Origin of the sequence: Methylobacterium oryzisoli (assembly GCF_046557895.1) — a bacterium.
Lineage (GTDB): Bacteria > Pseudomonadota > Alphaproteobacteria > Rhizobiales > Beijerinckiaceae > Methylobacterium > Methylobacterium oryzisoli.
Genome location: NZ_JBKIBX010000017.1, coordinates 55,040 through 72,214 on the forward strand (window position 1 = coordinate 55,040; position 17,175 = coordinate 72,214).

Sequence of the window (17,175 nt, forward strand, 5' to 3'; positions counted from 1 at the left end):
CGGGGCGGTGCGCGCCCCCCTCACGCCGGCCGGTACTCGCCCTCCAGCGCGGGTTCCCCGTCGGTGATCGCACGGCCGCGCGCCACGAGGTCTTCGAGATGGGCGTAGACCGAGAGGGCGGCGGCCCCCGTCAGGGCGGGGTCGAGACCGCGGTAGATCGCCGCCACCAGGGCCGGGATGGTGCGCTCGCCCGCGCTCAGCCGGTCGAGGATCGCCGCCTCGCGGGCGCGGCGGTGGTGGGCGAGCGCCCGCACGAAGCGCTGCGGATCGCGCACCGGGCCGCCGTGGCCGGGCCAGTAGACCGTCTCGGGCCGGCCCTTCAGGCGGTCGAGCGAGGCCATGTAGGGGCCCATCGCCCCGTCCGGCGGCGCCACGATGCTGGTCGACCACCCCATCACGTGGTCGCCCGAGAAGAGCGCCTGGTCCTCGGGCAGCGTGAAGGCGAGGTGGTTCATCGTGTGGCCCGGCGTCTCCAGGGCGGTGAGGGTCCAGCCCGGGCCGTCCACGCTGTCGCCCTCGCGCATCTCCCGGTCCGGCCGGTGGTCGCGGTCGCCCGCGGCGTCGAGGCGGTTCTGCTCGCCGCTCTGGAGGGCGCGGGCGGCGCGGTGCGGGCCGCAGCCGAGGATCGGCGCCCCCGTGGCGGCCTGCAGGCCCCGCGCGCCCGGGGAATGGTCGCGGTGGGTGTGGGTGACGAGGATCGCCGCGACGGTCTCGCCGTCGAGGGCCGCGCGCAGCGCCTCCGCGTGGGCGGACGAATCCGGTCCCGGGTCGATCACCGCCACCCGGCCGCGGCCGACGATGTAGGTGCAGGTGCCGCTATGCGTGAAGGGACCGGGATTGGGGCAGACCAGCCGGCGGACCAGCGGAGACACGGTCTCCGGACGGCCGCTCGGCGGCGCGTCGCGGGTGAAGGCAGGCGCCTCCGAAACATCGGGCTGGCTCAACCGAAGGCCTCCTCTCGCACGGCGCCATCGGGTTAGTCCGCTTTCCTCCGCAGGGGAAGCGCGTTCGCGACGGCCGGCCCAAACTGGACCGTACGCACGGGCCAAGCTAAGCTGCGCGTGTCGGCATGGTTCCGCAGAGGACGGTGTCATGGCGTACCCGATCGACTCCATCGGCATCGGCCCGGTCCTGGCGGACCGGCTGCGCGATGCGGGCATCACCACCACGGACGAGTTTCTCGACCGGGCCGGCGACGCCGCGGCGCGGCGCGGCCTCGCGGAGGCGCTGCGCATCGATCCGGCGATCCTGCTGGCCTGGGCCGGGCGCTGCGACCTGTTTCGCATCCACGGGCTCGGGCGGGCGCGGGCGGAGCTGCTGGAGGCGGCCGGCATTCGCACGGTGGCGCATCTCGCCACTTCGACGCCCGACCCGCTCGCCGCGCGCCTCGCGGAGGTCAACCGCGGCGGCGCCTATTGCGCAGTGACGCCCGGCCCGCGGATCGTCGCCGACTGGGTCGCCCAGGCCGGGCAGCTCGTCACCCGCGTGCGCTGCGGCCCCGAACCGGTCGAGGCCTGAGGCGCGCCGCGGCGGCGGCACCGCGCGCCACTCACCGGAACGGCGAGGGGACGACCACGCGCACGGGCGGGAACGAGGCGTCCGTCGCCAGGACGGCGAAGCCGCCATGCGCGGCGACGCGGATCGGCCGCTGCTCGGCCCGGGCGGTGCGCAGCGTCCGGCGGAACGCCGCCAGGACCTGCTCGCGCCGGCTGACGTCGAGGACCCGGTCGAGGTCGCGGCGGGCACCCGCCGACAGGAGGGGGGCGCGGCGGAAGTCGACGAAGGCCGGCCCGGTGAACACCACGGCGCTCCCGCCGGTGGTCACGGCGTCGCCCGCGCGCAGCGTCCGGTCCCGGTCGATCGGCAGGGCGGCCGCCACCAGGGCGCCGCCGGGCCGGCAGGAGCAGCCCGCGATCGTCCGGGTGCGGTACAGGTAGGCGCCCGGCAGCCGCGCGTAGGGCAAGCCGGCCAGGCTCACCGCCCGGTCGAGTTCCTGGCCCGCCCGCAAGGTGAACAGGGCCGTCGGTGCGCCCGGGCAGGCGGCGGCGCAGGCCGCCTCGTGGTGCCGCATGTCATGGCGGGCAGCCTGGCGGGCAGCCTGCGCAACTCCCGGCCGCCCGTCGCGGCTCGCGAGGGGAAACAGGTAGCCGTCGCAGGTGCGCACGCAGACCGTGCGGTCGCCCGCCTGCAGCGCCGCGGGGCGCAGGCGGGCCGCCCGCACCTGCGCGGCGGTGGGCCGCGGGGTCTGCGGCCCGCGCAGCAGGGCAGGGCGGAGGCGGGGCCGCTCCGCCGGGCGGAGCGACGCGGCCTGCGGCGGCCTCGCCCGTGGGGCATGGGCGCGCGGCGCAGACTCGGTCCGCGGCGCAGGCTGCGGCAGGCCGAGAGCGCGTGCCATGCCGCCCAGCACGACATCGAGGAGGCCCGCATCGTCGGCGGCCCGCACGAGCCCGGTCCCGCCGATCACGCTGCCGAGGCCGATCGCCATCCCGAGCAGAATGGTCCGCAGCACGCCCCGGACAGGTCTGGACTGGCTCGTCATGGCGGCTCCGCGCGGGCAGACTCCCAGCTAGGCCGCCCACCCGATGCGGATCAATCGCGGCGGATCACGCAGACCCGTCCGTTCCGCGCAGCAAAAAGGGCGGCTTCCGGCCGCCCTTCATCCGTCGTCCACACCTATGTGCCAGCCCCCGGGAGCGGGCACCCGCGTCTGCGGGCGGCGGATCAGCGCCGGCCGCGGCGAGCCCGCACGGGGACCGGCACCGGCTTGGGGGCCGGACGCAGGGCGAGCAGCGCGACGCCGGCGGCCGCGAGGGCGATCGCCTGCGGAACGAGCGCGAATGTCGAGAGGCCGACCACGACGAGCCCGGCCAAGAGAGCGAGGGCGGCCTGCAGCACAACGGACCGGTTCATCGTTAAGCCTCCATTCCTGCACGGGGGCAACGTGCGTTGCGAAACACCGGTTCCGGCGCGGCCCGCTGCCCCAACCGAGAGATGGGGATGCACCCGCGGCTTGTCGCTGCGACAAAGCGGAACCGGACTGCAGGCTTGACGTTTATCCGCTCAAGATCGGCCGCGGGCCGATGACTTGATCGGAGAGAGGTTCGCGCCATGCTCGGTTGGGCCGTTACTTTCCTCGTCGTGGCTCTGGTGGCCGCGCTGTTCGGTTTCGGCGGCATTGCCGGAACGGCGGTGGAAGCCGCGAAGATCATCTTCTTCGTCGCCGTGGTGCTGTTCGCGATCTCGGCCATCGTCGGCCTGCTGCGCGGACGCTCGCCCACGCTCTGACGCGGGCCGACCCGCCGCCACGGGCAGACCCGTGGCGCGGCGGGCCTGAGGGCCGGATGTCCCGGCCCCCTGCCGCCCTCCTCGGGAGCGCGGCCAGACATGACCGGACGGCGTTTCGCGCATCCGTCAGGTATCGGCGGGCGGCGTCCTGGTGGCGCGGTCGAGATGGGCGATGAGGTCGACGAATCGCTCGGGGATCGGCTGCTGCATGAGTTCGTCGTAGAGCGCGCGCAGGTGCGAGCCGATGCGGCCCTGCGTGGTGCGGTCGAGGCCGGGCTGTTCGGGCTCGCCGGCCTGCCCGTGGTCCGCGGGCGTCGGCGTACCCTGACTCCCCTTGCAGTCGATCATGCAATTCCCCTGCGCCCTGTCCTCGACAAGCAGGCAAGGCGATGCCATGGCGCCCGTTGGCCGGGTCGCGCGCTTGGGCCGACAACGCGTTCGCGCGGGGTCGGTTCCACGCGCGCCCGGAACGAACGGTCAGGCGCAGCGTTGAGGCACCAAGGCCTTCGCCCGCGCGACAACGCGCGCCAGGGGAACTGCAAGGGGAACTTGATGTCGACAGCACAACTCGTCGTGCAACACCTGCCGTATCTGCGCCGCTACGCGCGCGCGCTCACCGGCAGCCAGGTGGCCGGCGATGCCTACGTGGCCGCGACGCTCGAGACGCTGGTCAACGAGCCCGAGACCCTCGGCCGCAGCGCCAACGTCAAGGCGGATCTGTTCAGGGTCTTCACCCGGATCTGGAACTCCCTGTCGGTGAACGGTCAGAGCGACCAAGTTCAGCACGATCTTCCCGCCGAGGTGCGACTCGGCCAGATCACGCCGCTGCCGCGGCAGGCCTTTCTGCTCTCCTGCCTCGAAGGTTTTTCGGAGGAGGACGCCGCCTCGATTCTCGGCGTCGACGTGTCGGAGGTGCGCGCCCTCGTGGACGAGGCGGGCCGCGAACTCGCCGCCGACATGGCGACCGAGATCCTGATCATCGAGGACGAGCCGCTGATCGCGATGGACCTCGAAGCGCTGGTGGAAGGCCTCGGCCACAACGTCACCGGCGTGGCGCGCACCCGCACGGAGGCGATCAAGCTCGCCGAGACCAAGCGGCCGGGCCTCATCCTGGCGGACATCCAGCTCGCGGACGGCAGTTCGGGCCTCGATGCGGTCAACGACCTGCTCAAGACCTTCGAGGTGCCGGTGATCTTCATCACCGCCTATCCGGAGCGGTTCCTCACCGGCGAGCGTCCGGAGCCGGCCTTCCTGATCGCCAAGCCCTTCCAGCCCGCCAACGTCTCGGCGGTGATCAGCCAAGCGCTGTTCTTCCAGCAGAGCGCACGCCGCCGCGAGGCGAAGGCTCCCGCCTGACCCTCTTCCGGGCCGGCGCTCCCCACCGGCCCCTCTCGCGCCCCGAGAACCGCGGCGCCGACAGTCACGACGCAAAGAAACGGGCCGGATGCGAATCCGGCCCGTTTTTAGTTTCCGGCCAATGCACAAGGGGAATGCGGGGAGGACCAGGTGGCCGGGTTATCGAGTCAACGTTCCCCTGCCCGAACCGGTTCCCGCCGACGCGATTTTTCCGGTACCTGTTGCGCCGATGCCGCACGGTGCGTGCGCTGCCACACCTCCGAAGAGTCAACGAAGCGTTACCGCGATCGCTTGAAACGATGCCCGAAACTGTGCCGTTCTCGCACGGCGGCACGGAACGACTTGGCCCTTCCCGGCGTTGTAAGATCGACGTGTCAAGCTTCGCAGCGGGGAACAGGCGTATGCTTCGCGCTCAGCTCTTCTTCGGCATCACCGTACCGGCGGCATTGCTTGCGCTGATAGCCCAGCCGTTGATCGAGCATTCGATCGAGGCGATGGCGCGCCCGGCCCAGAGCAGCACTCAACTTGTCAAGGGCGACCGCCTCGCGCCTCGGCTGCCGGCGAAGGCGCCGGTGACGCCGGTGGCCGTCGAGATCACCGGTCTCGACGCCGCGAAGGTCACCCTGCGCAACGCCGCGGGCGACGTCGTCTACCACGCCGACTCGACCGCCAACACGACCTGGGTGGCGCGCGACACGGCCGTGCCGCACGTCACGCTGCGCGCCCGGGAGGGCGCCCCGGTGGTCGAGCGCAAGCCCACGCCGCCCCAGCCGCCCGCGACCGAGATCGGCACCCGCCAGCGCATGCCCGAGGGCTGCGAGGGGTCGATCAGCGGGCTGGCCGGCCAGGAGGCCCGGCGCCTTCGGCCGAGCCGCTGCCTCGCCGAGGCCGCGCCGGCCGTCCCGACCCCCGTCGCGGGCTGAGCTCCATCGAGATCCGGAGGACGACCATGCTGGGATATCGCGAGCACGAGGACCCTACGCCGCCGCCCGCCTCCGAGCGGCTCCGTCACGAGGTGGCCACCACCCTGTCGGAGAACGAACGGCTGGAGCGGCTGCTGGCCGGACTGGTGGTCACGCGCCCCTCGGACGACGCGATCTGCAGCGCACTCGTGAAGCGCCAGCTGGTCATGACCGCCCGCGCGGCATAGGCCTGCGTCAGCCCCCCTGAACGACGACGGGCGCCTCTCGGCGCCCGTTCTGTTGTGTGCGGCGGATCTGACGATCAGGCGAGGAGCCCACCCGGATGCCAAGCAGATCGGGAGCCGAGCGGACGCGGATCTAAGGCCAAGTGAATCCGGCGTCGTGAATCCGGCTCAGGGGTGAAGCGGGCGCGAGCGGACACGGCTCGACGCCGCGGTCCGGATCCGGACCGCGGCGCAGCGTTGGTCAAGCCGCCGCTACTCCTCGCTGGAGCGGCCCGAGCCCGACGCCTGGCCGCCCTTGCGGCCGGCGGACGAGGCCAGTTCGCGGTCCTGCGAGAAGGAACGCTTCTCGGCCGGCACGCTGCGACCGCCCTTGCTGGCGATCTCGCGCTGCCGCTCCAAGTCCATCGAGGCGAAGCCTCGCTTCGACGTCGAATTTCCGGTTGCCATGATCGTCTCCTTGGCCGGTGTCCTCTGTGCACTCAACCTTCAGCGCTATTGATGGTTCCTGGGGAAGGCGGCGCCCGGACCGGAACCGGGCGGGCCGGGTGACGTTCGGCAGGGGCCGGCCCGGAGAGGAGCCGGCGCCAGAGGTGCCCCGCCCGGCCGTGAAGGAGCGGATCGGGCCGAACCGGAGCCGCCGCCGATGACCAACCGGGACATGATCAAGCGGGAGGCCGCTGCCCGGCCCGCCACCGCACCGGCCCCGAACTGCGACGCTTCGCCGCCGGTGCCCGCGACCGAGGACAGCCCCCAGCCGATCGCCGCGCACGAGCCGGAGGATTCGCCGCACCCGCAGCCGCCCTACGTCACGCAGCGGGCCGGCGGCCTCACCACGCGGAAGGATTGAGCGGCCGAACGCTCCAGCCCGGTTCCCACGCCCGCCGCCGCGCTCTAGACAGGAGCGGAGGAGCGGGCGCGGGCGATGGCGGAGGCGAGAGCGGCAGCAGGGGACGCAACGGCGCGGCGGCGCGCCGCGGATCTCGCGGCCAGCGACCCGGAGGCGGCCGATGCCGCCGGCGGCCTCGACCGCAGCCTCTTCCGCTACATCTGGCGGCATTCCAAGCGCGACCAGATCCTCATCTGCTGCGTGGTTCTGGCCTCGCTGCCGCTCTACTTCGCCTCCCTCGACCTGCCGCGGCGCATCGTCAACGAGGCGATCCAGGGCCACGCCTTCGAGCACGGCAACACCACCTCCAAGTTCCTCGTCCTGCGCCTGCAGACCCCCGACTGGTTCGGGGGCGCGTGGCCGCTCTTCGACGGCTTCGACGTCGATCGGTTCGAACTCCTGTTCGGCCTCTCGTCGATGTTCCTGGCGCTGGTGCTGATCAACGGCGCCTTCAAGTACTGGATCAACGTGGCCAAGGGCGCGCTCGGCGAGCGCATGCTGCGGCGCCTGCGCTTCCAGCTGTTCGCCCTGATCCTGCGCTTCTCGCCGGAATCGGTGCGCCAGTCGAAGGCGTCCGAACTCGCCACCATCATCCGCGACGAGGTGGAGCCGGTCGGCGGCTTCATCGGCGACGCCTACATCCTGCCGGCCTTCCTGGGCTCCCAGGCCGCCACCGCCATGGCCTTCATCCTGATCCAGAACGTCTGGCTCGGGCTGATGGCGGCGGGCGTGGTCGGGGTGCAGATCGTGGTCATCCCGCGCCTGCGCCGCGAGCTGCTGCGGCTCGGCCGCAAGCGCCAGCTCGCCTCGCGCCGCCTCGCGGGCCGGGTCGGCGAGGTGGTGGACGGGATCGAGGCGGTGCACGCCAACGGCGCCGAACCGTGGGAGCGGGCCGAGATCGGCCAGCGCCTCTACGGCCTGTTCGACCTGCGCCTGCGCATCTACCGGCGCAAGTTCATGGTCAAGTTCCTGAACAACCTGCTCGCGCAGATGACGCCGTTCCTGTTCTACTGCATCGGCGGCTACTTCGCGCTCAAGGGCCAGCTCAGCATCGGCCAGCTCGTGGCGGTGATCGCGGCCTACCGCGACCTGCCCCCGCCCCTGAAGGAGCTGATCGACTGGGACCAGCAGCGGCTCGACGTGCAGGTCAAGTACGAGCAGGTGGTGCAGCAATTCCTGCCCGAGCGCCTGCTCGCCCTGGATGCGAACGGGCGGGACGAACCGCTGACCGGCACCCTCTCGGTGGAGGACGTCTGGGTGCGCGAGGCCCACGGCCCCCTCGTCGAGGGCGTGAGCCTGTCGCTCCCGCTCCCGGTCCGGCTCGGCATCGTGAGCGACGGCAGTCCCTCGGCGAGTGCGCTCGCGCGCGTGCTGGCGCACCGGGCCGTGCCGTCCCGCGGGCGCGTGGCCGTCGAGGGGCACGATCTCGGCGAGTGGGCGCCCTCGGCGCTGGCGCGCCGGATCGCCTATGCCAGCGTCGAGCCGGTGCTCTTCCCCGGCTCGCTGCGCGACAACATCGTGTACGGGCTCCAGCGCCCGCCGGACCCGGAGGCCGTCCCGTCCTCGCTCGAGGAGCGGCGGCGCCTCGCCGAGGCGCGCCGCACCGGCAACCCGCTCCAGAGCCTCGGCGGGGACTGGATCGATTATGGGCAGGCGGGCGTCGCGGATGCCGCCGCGCTCGACGCCCTGATGCTCGACTGGCTGCGCCGGATCGGCATGGGCGAGGAGGTCTACCGCTTCGGCCTGCTGGGGCTGGTGGATCCGGACCGTCACCCCGCCCTCGCCGGGCGGCTGATCGAGGCGCGGGCGGCCCTGCGCGCACGGCTCGAAGCGGACGGCAGGGCGCATCTGGTCGAGCCCTTCGACACGGCCCGCTACAACCGCCAGGCGACGGTGGGCGAGAACCTCCTGTTCGGGGTGCCGACCACGCCGAGCCTGATCGGGCGGGCGCTGGCCGAGCACCCGGTGGTGCGCCGCGTCCTCGACCGCCGCGGGCTGACCCCCGCCCTGGTGACGATGGGCGAGCGCATCGCCGAGACCATGCTGGAGATCTTCCAGGGCCTGCCCATGGGCCACCCGCTCTTCGAGCAGTTCTCGTTCCTCTCGGCGGACGAACTGCCGGAATACGAGGCGATCCTCGCCCGGCGCAGCGCCACCATCGCCTCGGCGGAGAGCCACCACCATTCCTGGCTCACCCGCACCCGCCGCCGCTGGCTCGGGCTCGAACGCTACAGCCGGGCGGATGCGGCCCGCCTGATCGCGCTACCGCTCGCCTATATCGAGCCCCGCCACCGCCTCGGCCTCCTCGACGATGCCTTGCGGGAGGCGATCGTCGCGGCCCGCGCGGCCCTGCACGAGGCCCTCGACGCGGCGGGCGAGGGGGGCGTCGACTTCTACGAGCCCGACTCGGTCTGCCTCGCGGCGCCGTTGCGCGACAACCTGCTGTTCGGCCGCATCAACCATTCCTCGGCCGACGCCGCGCGCCTCGTGACGGCGGCGATCACCGCCACGATCGCGGCGATGGACCTGACCGACGCAGTGGCACGGGTCGGCCTCGACCACCAGGTGGGGCCCTCCGGGCGCTTCCTGTCGGGCGGGCAGCGGGCGAGCGTGAGCCTCGTGCGCGCCCTGGTGCGGCAGCCCGACCTGCTCGTCCTCGACGGCGCGCTCTCGCCGATGGGCGAGACCCGGGCGCGCGCCGTGCTGGACCTGCTGCTCGACCGGTTCGGCGAGACGGCGAGCCTCGTCGTCGTCCTGCCGAACGAGCGGGTGGCGCACCTGTTCGACAGCGTGCTGGAGGCGCGCGGCACGACCTTCTCGCAGCCGGCGCAGGAGGACACGAAGGCCACACCGGAACGCGAAGCCGCGCCGGAACGGGACAAGGCACCCCTCGACCGTTGAGCGGATCGCGGCGCACGGTATGAAGGTTTCGTGGGCCTCGACTGGACGGCCCGCGCGTCCCGGAGCGTTCTCGACAGTCATGCCTCGCTCAAGACCAGTCTCCAGACCGGCAGTCCGCCTCGCCCGGACCGCGGCATTGATCCTGTTCGCCGCCATCGCGGCGGCGCCCGCCCGGGCCGGCCAAGGAAACGGCCAAGGAAACGGGCAAGGAAACGACAAACAGAACGGACAGGAGAACCGGCAGGACAAGGCGCAGGGCAAGGAACAAGGGAACGGACAGGGGAACGGGCAGGGAGACCAGCAGGAACAGGTCGACACCGAGCACCTGTTCGGCTTCTCGGAAGGGGCCGAGACGGGCCAGAAGGGCGAGCAGGAGGTGGTGCTCGACACGGTGACGCGGATCGGCAAGCGGCGCACCGGCCCCGGCCCGTCGGCCTTCCGGGTGCTCGACACCAAGCTCAGCTACCAGTTCGATCCCACGGACGGTTTCAGCATCGAACTCGGCGTCTTCGGCGACCTGCGCCGGGTCCGCAACATCGCCGACCTCGACGATAAGGCGTTCGGCACCTTCGACGGCGTCTCGGTGGAGCTGAAGCACCAGTTCCTGCACGCCTCCGCCGAGCAGCCGGTCGGCCTCGCGCTGGAGCTGCGCCCCCGCTTCGCCCGGGTGCTGCCGGTCGAGGGCAACGGCGCGAACGTCTTCGACATGGAGAGCGTGCTCCAGCTCGACGTCCAGGTGGTGCCGGAGCGGCTCTGGTACGGCGCGAATGTCAGCTTCGAACCGGCGGCCGGGCGGCGGCGCGGGTCGGCGGAGGGATTCCGGTCCTCGACCTTCCTGGTTTCCCAGTCCCTCGTCGGCCGCATCGCCGAAAATACCTTCCTGGGTCCGGAGATCCGCTACCTGCGCGGCTACGACGGCACCTTCCTCAACCGCCTGCAGAGCGAGGCGCTCACCCTCGGCCCGGCCTTCCACCACCGCTTCACCAAGAAGAGCTGGCTGACGTTGGCCTATGCGGGGCAGGTCTGGGGCCGGGACACGGACCGGGCCTACGCGCGGCGCGCGTTCGGCCTGTCGCAGTTCGATCGCCACGCCCTGCGGGTGAAGGTCGGCGTGGAGTTCTGACGCACCGGGCCGGACGGGGCTGGCGCCGGGCGCGGGCCTGCGGCAGTCTCGGGGCCGGGAGCCGGATCGCGGCCGGGATGTGAGGCATGACGCTCGAGACCGAGGTGCAGTCGCTGCGGCAGGTGCCGATGTTCCGGGAGATCGACCCGCCCCGGCTGAAGCTGCTCGCCTTCACGAGCGAGCGCGTCCATTTCGCGCCCGACCAGAAGTTCTTCGACCAGGGCGACGCCGCCGACGCGGCCTACCTGATCCTCGACGGGGAGGCGGCGGTGACGATCGAGGGGCCGGGCGGGGCGAGGATCCGCCTCGCGCTGCTCGGCGCAAACGCCCTCGTGGGCGAGATGGGCATCCTGGCCGACCAGCCCCGCTCCGCCACCGTGACGGCGGTGCAGGCGACGACGGCGTTGCGCATCGACCGCCGGGTCTTCCTCGAACTCCTCACCCAGTTTCCGCAGATCGCCATCGCGGTGATGCGCGAACTCGCCCATCGTCTCGAGATGACGAACCAGCAGCTCGCGCAGCGGCGCGCGGTCTAGAGCAGGCTTCGATCAGGCTGAACCATGAAGCCTGCTCTAGGTTTTTGATTTTGCCGCATTGTCTGCGACGAACCGGCATCCACTTCGTCGGAAAATGCTCTGAAGGGCGCGCCGACACCGACACCACCACGGGGACACGTCATGGATCTCGCAGCCGGTCTCAAGGGCCGCCACGTCCTGGTGACCGGGGCGTCGAGCGGCCTGGGCGATCATTTCGCACGCCTGTGCGCCCGCTGCGGCGCCTCGGTCACGGTCGCGGCCCGGCGCAAGGAGCGGCTCGACGCCCTGGTGGCGGACCTGCGCGCGGCGGGCGCGCCGGAGGCCCGCGCCCTCGCCCTCGACGTGGCGGACGCGGAGTCGGTGGCGGCTGCCTTCGCCGACCTCGCCGCCGGACTGCCGGACGTGGTGGTGAACAATGCCGGCATCGCGGACGGCGGCGCGGCCATCGACACCGACATCGACACCTTCGATCGGGTGATCGCCACCAACCTGCGCGGCGTCTGGGCGATGTCGACGGCGGCGGCCCGGGCGTGGCGGGCGGCCGGGCGCGGCGGCACCATCGTCAACATCGCGTCGATTCTCGGCCTGCGGGTGACCGGCGGGGTCGGCCCCTACACGGTCTCGAAGGCGGGCGTGGTGCAGATGACGCAGGCGCTCGGCCTCGAATGGGCGCGCCACGGCATCCGGGTCAACGCGCTCGCCCCGGGCTATGTCGGCACCGACATCAACCGCGACTTCTTCGAGAGCCCGCCCGGGCAGGCGATGATCAAGCGCATCCCGATGCGCCGCCTCGGCCGCCCGGAGGACCTCGACGGCGCCTTCCTGCTCCTCGCGGGCGACGCCTCGGGCTGGATGACCGGGGCGACGATCCCGGTGGATGGCGGGCACCTCGTCTCGGGGCTGTAGGTCCCGGCGCTGCGAGCCCCGGGGCGCCTGCCGTCCTCACTGCGTGAGGCGGGTCTGGGCCAGGGCCTTGTCGAACAGCTTGTTCAACGCCGTGGTGATGTCGTCGCCGACCTGCACCTCCGTGTACAGGTCGGGCGAGGCGCAGGCCGACATGCGGGTCCCGATCGTCGGCTGGAACGGTGCGATCCAACTCCGGTACCAGTCGTTGTTGATCGGCCGATAGGTCGTGTAGAGCACCGCCACCTTGATGCCGCGGTCCTTGAGCAGCTTGCAGGTCGATTCCTTGATCGGCTCCTGGCAGCGCGTCTTGCCCGACAGCTTCTTCGAGCAGGTATAGGGCGTATTGGCATCCGCAACGCCGTCCGAGACGAAGAAGACCACCTTCAGCGGGCTGGTCTCGGTCGCGCCGTTGCCCGGGCTCTGGATCTTCTCGGACAGCTTGGCGAAGCTGCCGTCGAAATCGGTGCACTGGTCGTCGTAGTAGCCCTGATACGGGATCGTCATCAGGTCGATGTTCTTGGCCTTGTTCTTGTTGGCGTTATGTTCGCCGCTGAGGCCGGCGATCTCGGTCAGGCCGAGCTTGGTGCAGTCGGTGCCCGGCGTGTAGATCGCGGAGCGGAACTGCTTCTTGACCATGGCCTTCTCGTCCATGCGGTCCATCAGGCTCATCGCGGCGTTGCGGACGAGGTCGATGCGCATCTGCACGCCGAGCGTCTTGGCCTTGGCGTAGAGGTCGTTGCCCTTGCTCGACAGATCGTGGCAGGCGAAGGCGCAGCCCGTGTTCTTCTCCATCTTGGTGATGTCGGCCTGGGTCGCCGCGAGGCCCATCGACGGCGAGTTGTCGAGCAGGAGGTAGAAGTCCCGGTAGACCGGCGCCGGCGATTGCGCCTTCGCGATTCCCTCCAGCGGCAGGGACCTGAACCCGAGCAGACTCATGATCGAGGTCGGCGTCGCGGCCGTGAAGCGGATCTCCGCCGAGCGCACACCGTCCTTGTCCTTGACGTCGGCCTTGACGTCGACGGAGAGGGCGGCCTTTCCGCCGCTGACGGTGGAGCGGAAGTACTGCTCGGCGGCGACGCGGGCGTCCTCGGCGGACAGCGCCAGCCCGCTGCGCGTGACGACGGACAGGACCGCCGCGTCGGCCGCCGCGTCGAGTTCGGCGCTCGCCTTGGTGGAGGCGGTGTAGTCGATCCCGAAGCTGATCAGCATCAGCAGCGGCAGGAGGAGGATTCCCAGCATGAGGGCGACGGCGCCGGACGCGTCGCGCCCGAACGAGGCCGCGAGGCCCGACAGGCGGCCCCGGAGCTGGCTCCTGCCGGCCCGCCGAAGAATGCGCAGATCCATGACCCTGGTCTCGTCCCGACGTCATCCGTTCCGCCGCCGGCGGATGGCGCCGCGGCCCGGGACAGTTTTGTGCGCAGCCGCATTGCAGAAGGTTTAAAACGACCAGATAAAGCCTGCGTCTGGACTAGTCATTTTCATCTAAGCCGCTCGCAGTACCGAGGGATCATGCCCTTAAGTCAATCATGAATTGCCAAGCTGGATCGGGGAACCGCTGAATGGCGCCAAGCATCGGCTCGGATGCGAGCATTGAATCGCGGTCGCAGCGCCCGGCCATGTCGGACCCGGCCGCTCGGGTCTGGCGGCAATCCTGTGGTCCGGTGCGGAGGCGCCGCCCCTTAGGGAGTCGGATACGTGATGAATTCCATCAACGAGCCGTCCGGATCGCGGAAATAGACGCTGATGCCGGAACCGGCGGCGCCGTTGCGGGGCACCGGGCCGAGTTCCACCGAAACACCGTGGCGATCGAGGTGGTCCATGACCTCCTCGATCGATCCCGACCAGCGGAAGCAGAGATCGCTGCCGCCGGGCATCACTGGCAGCCGGGCGCGCGGCTCGCCGATCTGGCCGGGACCGTGCACGTTGAGCTGCACGCCGCCGAAGCGGTAGGCGAAGCCCCGGCCCACCGGCACCGGCTCGGCCCCGAGCACGTCCCGGTAGAAGGCGGTGGACCGCTCCCAGTCCGAGACGTGGATCACGCAATGGTCGAGGTGGATCGCCGGGCGCAGGGGCGTGTCGGGCAGCGCCTCGGCGAGTTCGGGCAGCGGCGCGGGATCGGGCATCGGGAAGAGTCCGGCGCCGGACCGCCCGGCTCCCTTCCGAGATAGCGCGTCTCCCGCAGGCGGGAAGCCGGGTTTCCCGCACGCGGGAAACCGGGAGGTCAGCCGACGACGTCGTGCTCGATCGCCCCGAAGATCGAGTGGCCGGCGCCGTCCTTCATCTCGATGCGCAGGCGGTCGCCGGCCGAGAGGTAGGGCAGGCGTGCCCAGCCGCTGCCCAGAACCTCGGCGGCGCGCGCCTCCGCCAGGCAGGCGAAGCCCGCGCCGCCCTCCGCCACCGACCGGCCGGGTCCGCCGTCGATGCCGCGGTTCGAGACCGGCCCGGCGCTGACGAGGCTGCCGGCCCCGAGCGGATGGCGGGCCGCCGCCGCGGCGATGAGCGCGGCGAACCCGGCGCCGAGGTCGGCCCCGGCCTCCGGCCGCCCGAGGAGGGCGCCGTTGCGGGTGACGCAGAGCGGGCGCTGCGGCATGCCGCCCTGCCACGCCGGCCCGAATTCGTCGGGTGTCACCACCACGGGACCGAGGCTCGCGGTCACGCCCGCCGCCAGCGGCCCGTCGAGGTCGAGGCCGTCCGGCCGCAGCCGGTCGCGGCGGATCACCTCGCCCACCAGGGTGACGAGGCGGATGGCCTGCGCGGCCTCGTCGGGTCCGGCGCCGGCCGGAAGGTCGCCCGTGATCACCGCAAGGCCGGCCGCGAGGTCGAGGGAGGCGGTCGGGTCGGCGGGGATCGGATCGCGGGGGCCGAGGAACCCGTCCGAGACCGCCCGCCTCAGGCGGTCGGCCGGGTCGCTGGCGGGCGCCTCCGCCCCTTCCGCCTGCCGCAGCAGGGCCGTGTGGCTCGGCCAGGCCGCCGCGTGCAGCCTGGCGAAGGCCCGCGGCAGCGGCGCCGCGCAGGCATGCTCGTGGAAGCGGAACGAGGGCACCGAGCCGTGTTCGAGCTGCTCGGCCAGGGCCTCCAGGGCCGGCGCGTAGCGGGGCCAGTCGTCGAGGGCCTGCTGCAGGGTCGGCACCACGATGAAGGCGTCGGTGGCGCGGGTGAGGTCCCGCGAGACGACGACGAGGCGGCCGTCCCGGCCGTGCGCGAGGCTGGCGAGTTTCATGGGCGTCGGTGTCCTCCCAGGCCCGGACCCGGCAGCGCCGATGGCGTCGGACGCGCTCCCGCGGGGCTTCGCCTCCCATCATGGACGCGTCCGCAGCGGGACGCTACGGGCTCGGACGCGCCCGGGGGGCCGGGCGCTTCGAGCCTGGAAGGACGCGCCCGGGGCCGGGCTTTTTGGGGCTCGGAAGGACGCGCCCGGGGCCGGGCGCTATGGGGGGGGCTCAGACCCGCCCGTGGACGAGGTCGTGGATGAAGCCGAGCTTGGCGATGACCGGCGGCGCGAGGACGAAGGGATAGAGGTCGTTGAGCCCCATCGCCCGGTTGACGCTGTTGAGGGCGAAGACGACCGGCAGCCACGCGTTCACGATCATCGCGATGTCCTCCGCCGCGTAGGGGTCGAACCCGATGCGGGCGGCGAGCGTCCCGGAGGCGTCGAGGAGCGGCTGCACCTGCAGCCCGAAGCTCGACGCCATCTCCAGGGTGTCGACGATGTGCAGGTAATGCGCCCAGGTCTCGGCGAAATCCTCCCAGGGATGGGTGGTGGCGTAGGCCGAGACGAAGCGCTCCTGCCAGTCCGCGGGCGGTCCCTCGGCGTAGTGGCGTTCGAGCGCCTGCCCGTAATCCTGGGAATCGTCCCCGAACACCGCCCTGCAGGCCTCCAGCTTGCCCCGGTCGCGCACCAGGATGTCCCAGTAGTGATGGCCGACCTCGTGCCGGAAGTGGCCGAGCAGGGTGCGGTACGGCTCGCCCATCGCGGCGCGGCGCTTCTCGCGCTCGGCGTCGTCCGCCTCCACGAGGGCGATGGTGATGACGCCGTTGTCGTGGCCGGTCATCACCTTCGGTCCGTCGGCGGGCGGATCGGCCAGGAAGTGGAAGATCAGGCCGTGCTCGGGATCCTCGGTCCGGGTCTTCAACGGCAGGTTCCAGCGCAGCAGGGAGTAGATCAGCCGGTGCTTGGCGACCTCGATCTTGCGCCACGCTTCGAGATGGGCCGGGTCCGCGATGTCGGGAATCGTGCCGTTGTGGCGGCAGGCGAGGCAGAAGGCGTCGCCCGAGCCCGGCGGCACCAGCCAGTTGCAGGCATCCGGCACGGCGTTGGCGCAGAAGCGGCTCGGCCGGTCCCTGGCGGCGAGCGGCGTCCAGTCCTCGCCCCCGGCCGGCTCCAGCGCCGAGAGCGTGCCGGTCTCGGGCAGGTAGGCGAGCCGATGGCCGCAGCGCTGGCAGGTCCGGTTCTCGAAGTACAGGATGTTGCCGCAGGACTGGCACTGGAACAGCTTCATCGGGGTCTCCTGGCGACCATCTCAGGCGAACGGCCTCTTGGCGAAGGCCTCTTGGCGAAGGCCTCTTGGCGAAGGCCTCTTGGCGAAGGCCTCTTGGCGAAGGCCTCTTGGCGAAGGCCTCTTGGCGAAGGCCTCTTGGCGAAGGCCTCTTGGCGAAGGCCTCTTGGCGAAGGCCTCTTGGCGAAGGCCTCTTGGCGAAGGCCTCTTGGCGAAGGCCTCTTGGCGAAGGCCTCTTGGCGAAGGCCTCTTGGCGAAGGCCTCTTGGCGAAGGCCTCTTGGCGAAGGCCTCTTGGCGAAGGCCTCTTGGCGAAGGCCTCTTGGCGAAGGCCTCTTGGCGAAGGCCTCTTGGCGAAGGCCTCTTGGCGAAGGCCTCTTGGCGAAGGCCTCTTGGCGAAGGCCTCTTGGCGAAGGCCTCTTGGCGAAGGCCTCTTGGCGAAGGCCTCTTGGCGAAGGCCTCTTGGCGAAGGCCTCTTGGCGAAGGCCTCTTGGCGAAGGCCTCTTGGCGAAGGCCTCTTGGCGAAGGCCTCTTGGCGAAG

The 17,175-nt window shown here is 71.6% G+C and carries 19 protein-coding genes; 10 read left to right on the top strand and 9 right to left on the bottom strand.

Features of this window, described 5'->3' with window-relative positions:
- Positions 1–20: 20 nt before the first annotated feature.
- On the bottom strand, positions 21–944 hold the full coding sequence (locus ACKUB9_RS17715) for an MBL fold metallo-hydrolase (protein WP_407524769.1): 924 nt from the start codon (positions 942–944) through the stop codon (positions 21–23).
- Positions 945–1,092: 148 nt separating this feature from the next.
- Here ACKUB9_RS17715 and ACKUB9_RS17720 point away from each other — a divergent pair, with 148 nt between their 5' ends.
- Positions 1,093–1,518, top strand: a complete 426-nt coding sequence (locus ACKUB9_RS17720) for a DUF4332 domain-containing protein (RefSeq protein ID WP_407524771.1) — start codon at positions 1,093–1,095, stop codon at positions 1,516–1,518.
- A 31-nt stretch (positions 1,519–1,549) separates the two neighbouring features.
- Here the strand turns inward: ACKUB9_RS17720 and ACKUB9_RS17725 are convergent, their stop codons facing one another.
- Positions 1,550–2,539: a DUF2865 domain-containing protein gene (locus tag ACKUB9_RS17725; RefSeq protein ID WP_410824737.1), complete on the bottom strand. Its 990-nt coding sequence runs from the start codon at positions 2,537–2,539 to the stop codon at positions 1,550–1,552.
- Between the two features lie 182 nt (positions 2,540–2,721).
- Positions 2,722–2,910 carry a hypothetical protein gene (locus tag ACKUB9_RS17730; protein WP_407524775.1) on the bottom strand — a complete coding sequence of 63 codons (189 nt, stop codon included), beginning with the start codon at positions 2,908–2,910 and terminating at the stop codon, positions 2,722–2,724.
- 198 nt (positions 2,911–3,108) lie between these two features.
- Here ACKUB9_RS17730 and ACKUB9_RS17735 point away from each other — a divergent pair, with 198 nt between their 5' ends.
- On the top strand, positions 3,109–3,285 hold the full coding sequence (locus ACKUB9_RS17735; RefSeq protein ID WP_238234978.1) for a DUF1328 domain-containing protein: 177 nt from the start codon (positions 3,109–3,111) through the stop codon (positions 3,283–3,285).
- A gap of 126 nt (positions 3,286–3,411) precedes the next feature.
- On the opposite strand, the gene ACKUB9_RS17740 is transcribed toward ACKUB9_RS17735, so the two are convergent.
- Positions 3,412–3,633, bottom strand: coding sequence for a NepR family anti-sigma factor (locus ACKUB9_RS17740; protein ID WP_407524778.1), 222 nt, complete (start codon positions 3,631–3,633; stop codon positions 3,412–3,414).
- A gap of 204 nt (positions 3,634–3,837) precedes the next feature.
- On the opposite strand from ACKUB9_RS17740, the gene ACKUB9_RS17745 reads away from it, so the two are divergent.
- The 3 genes from ACKUB9_RS17745 (at position 3,838) to ACKUB9_RS17755 (ending at position 5,791) form a co-directional block, all read left to right on the top strand.
- The gene (locus ACKUB9_RS17745) at positions 3,838–4,641 is read left to right on the top strand and encodes a response regulator (RefSeq protein WP_238234976.1); all 804 of its coding nucleotides are present in this window, start codon (positions 3,838–3,840) and stop codon (positions 4,639–4,641) included.
- Positions 4,642–5,111: 470 nt separating this feature from the next.
- On the top strand, positions 5,112–5,564 hold the full coding sequence (locus ACKUB9_RS17750) for a hypothetical protein (protein WP_407524781.1): 453 nt from the start codon (positions 5,112–5,114) through the stop codon (positions 5,562–5,564).
- Positions 5,565–5,590: 26 nt separating this feature from the next.
- Positions 5,591–5,791, top strand: a complete 201-nt coding sequence (locus tag ACKUB9_RS17755; RefSeq protein WP_407524783.1) for a hypothetical protein — start codon at positions 5,591–5,593, stop codon at positions 5,789–5,791.
- 249 nt (positions 5,792–6,040) lie between these two features.
- Here the strand turns inward: ACKUB9_RS17755 and ACKUB9_RS17760 are convergent, their stop codons facing one another.
- Positions 6,041–6,235, bottom strand: a complete 195-nt coding sequence (locus ACKUB9_RS17760; protein WP_238234973.1) for a con-10 family general stress protein — start codon at positions 6,233–6,235, stop codon at positions 6,041–6,043.
- 196 nt (positions 6,236–6,431) lie between these two features.
- Between ACKUB9_RS17760 and ACKUB9_RS17765 the strand changes: the two genes are divergently transcribed.
- From ACKUB9_RS17765 to ACKUB9_RS17785, 5 genes are all read left to right on the top strand, one after another.
- Positions 6,432–6,635: a hypothetical protein gene (locus tag ACKUB9_RS17765; protein ID WP_407524786.1), complete on the top strand. Its 204-nt coding sequence runs from the start codon at positions 6,432–6,434 to the stop codon at positions 6,633–6,635.
- A gap of 75 nt (positions 6,636–6,710) precedes the next feature.
- On the top strand, positions 6,711–9,575 hold the full coding sequence (locus ACKUB9_RS17770) for an ABC transporter transmembrane domain-containing protein (protein WP_407524789.1): 2,865 nt from the start codon (positions 6,711–6,713) through the stop codon (positions 9,573–9,575).
- Between the two features lie 136 nt (positions 9,576–9,711).
- Positions 9,712–10,698 carry a DUF6662 family protein gene (locus ACKUB9_RS17775; protein WP_407524791.1) on the top strand — a complete coding sequence of 329 codons (987 nt, stop codon included), beginning with the start codon at positions 9,712–9,714 and terminating at the stop codon, positions 10,696–10,698.
- Between the two features lie 86 nt (positions 10,699–10,784).
- A complete protein-coding gene (locus ACKUB9_RS17780; protein WP_407524794.1) occupies positions 10,785–11,234 on the top strand; it encodes a Crp/Fnr family transcriptional regulator in 450 nt (149 codons plus the stop codon).
- Between the two features lie 141 nt (positions 11,235–11,375).
- The gene (locus tag ACKUB9_RS17785) at positions 11,376–12,140 is read left to right on the top strand and encodes an SDR family NAD(P)-dependent oxidoreductase (RefSeq protein WP_407524797.1); all 765 of its coding nucleotides are present in this window, start codon (positions 11,376–11,378) and stop codon (positions 12,138–12,140) included.
- A 36-nt stretch (positions 12,141–12,176) separates the two neighbouring features.
- Here the strand turns inward: ACKUB9_RS17785 and ACKUB9_RS17790 are convergent, their stop codons facing one another.
- The 4 genes from ACKUB9_RS17790 to ACKUB9_RS17805 form a co-directional block, all read right to left on the bottom strand.
- Positions 12,177–13,484, bottom strand: a complete 1,308-nt coding sequence (locus tag ACKUB9_RS17790) for a pilus assembly protein TadG-related protein (protein ID WP_407524799.1) — start codon at positions 13,482–13,484, stop codon at positions 12,177–12,179.
- Between the two features lie 335 nt (positions 13,485–13,819).
- Positions 13,820–14,263, bottom strand: coding sequence for a VOC family protein (locus ACKUB9_RS17795; RefSeq protein ID WP_407524802.1), 444 nt, complete (start codon positions 14,261–14,263; stop codon positions 13,820–13,822).
- A 98-nt stretch (positions 14,264–14,361) separates the two neighbouring features.
- Positions 14,362–15,360, bottom strand: a complete 999-nt coding sequence (locus tag ACKUB9_RS17800; protein ID WP_407524805.1) for a fumarylacetoacetate hydrolase family protein — start codon at positions 15,358–15,360, stop codon at positions 14,362–14,364.
- 220 nt (positions 15,361–15,580) lie between these two features.
- The gene (locus ACKUB9_RS17805) at positions 15,581–16,639 is read right to left on the bottom strand and encodes a zinc-binding metallopeptidase family protein (protein ID WP_407524808.1); all 1,059 of its coding nucleotides are present in this window, start codon (positions 16,637–16,639) and stop codon (positions 15,581–15,583) included.
- Between the last annotated feature and the right edge of the window lie 536 nt (positions 16,640–17,175).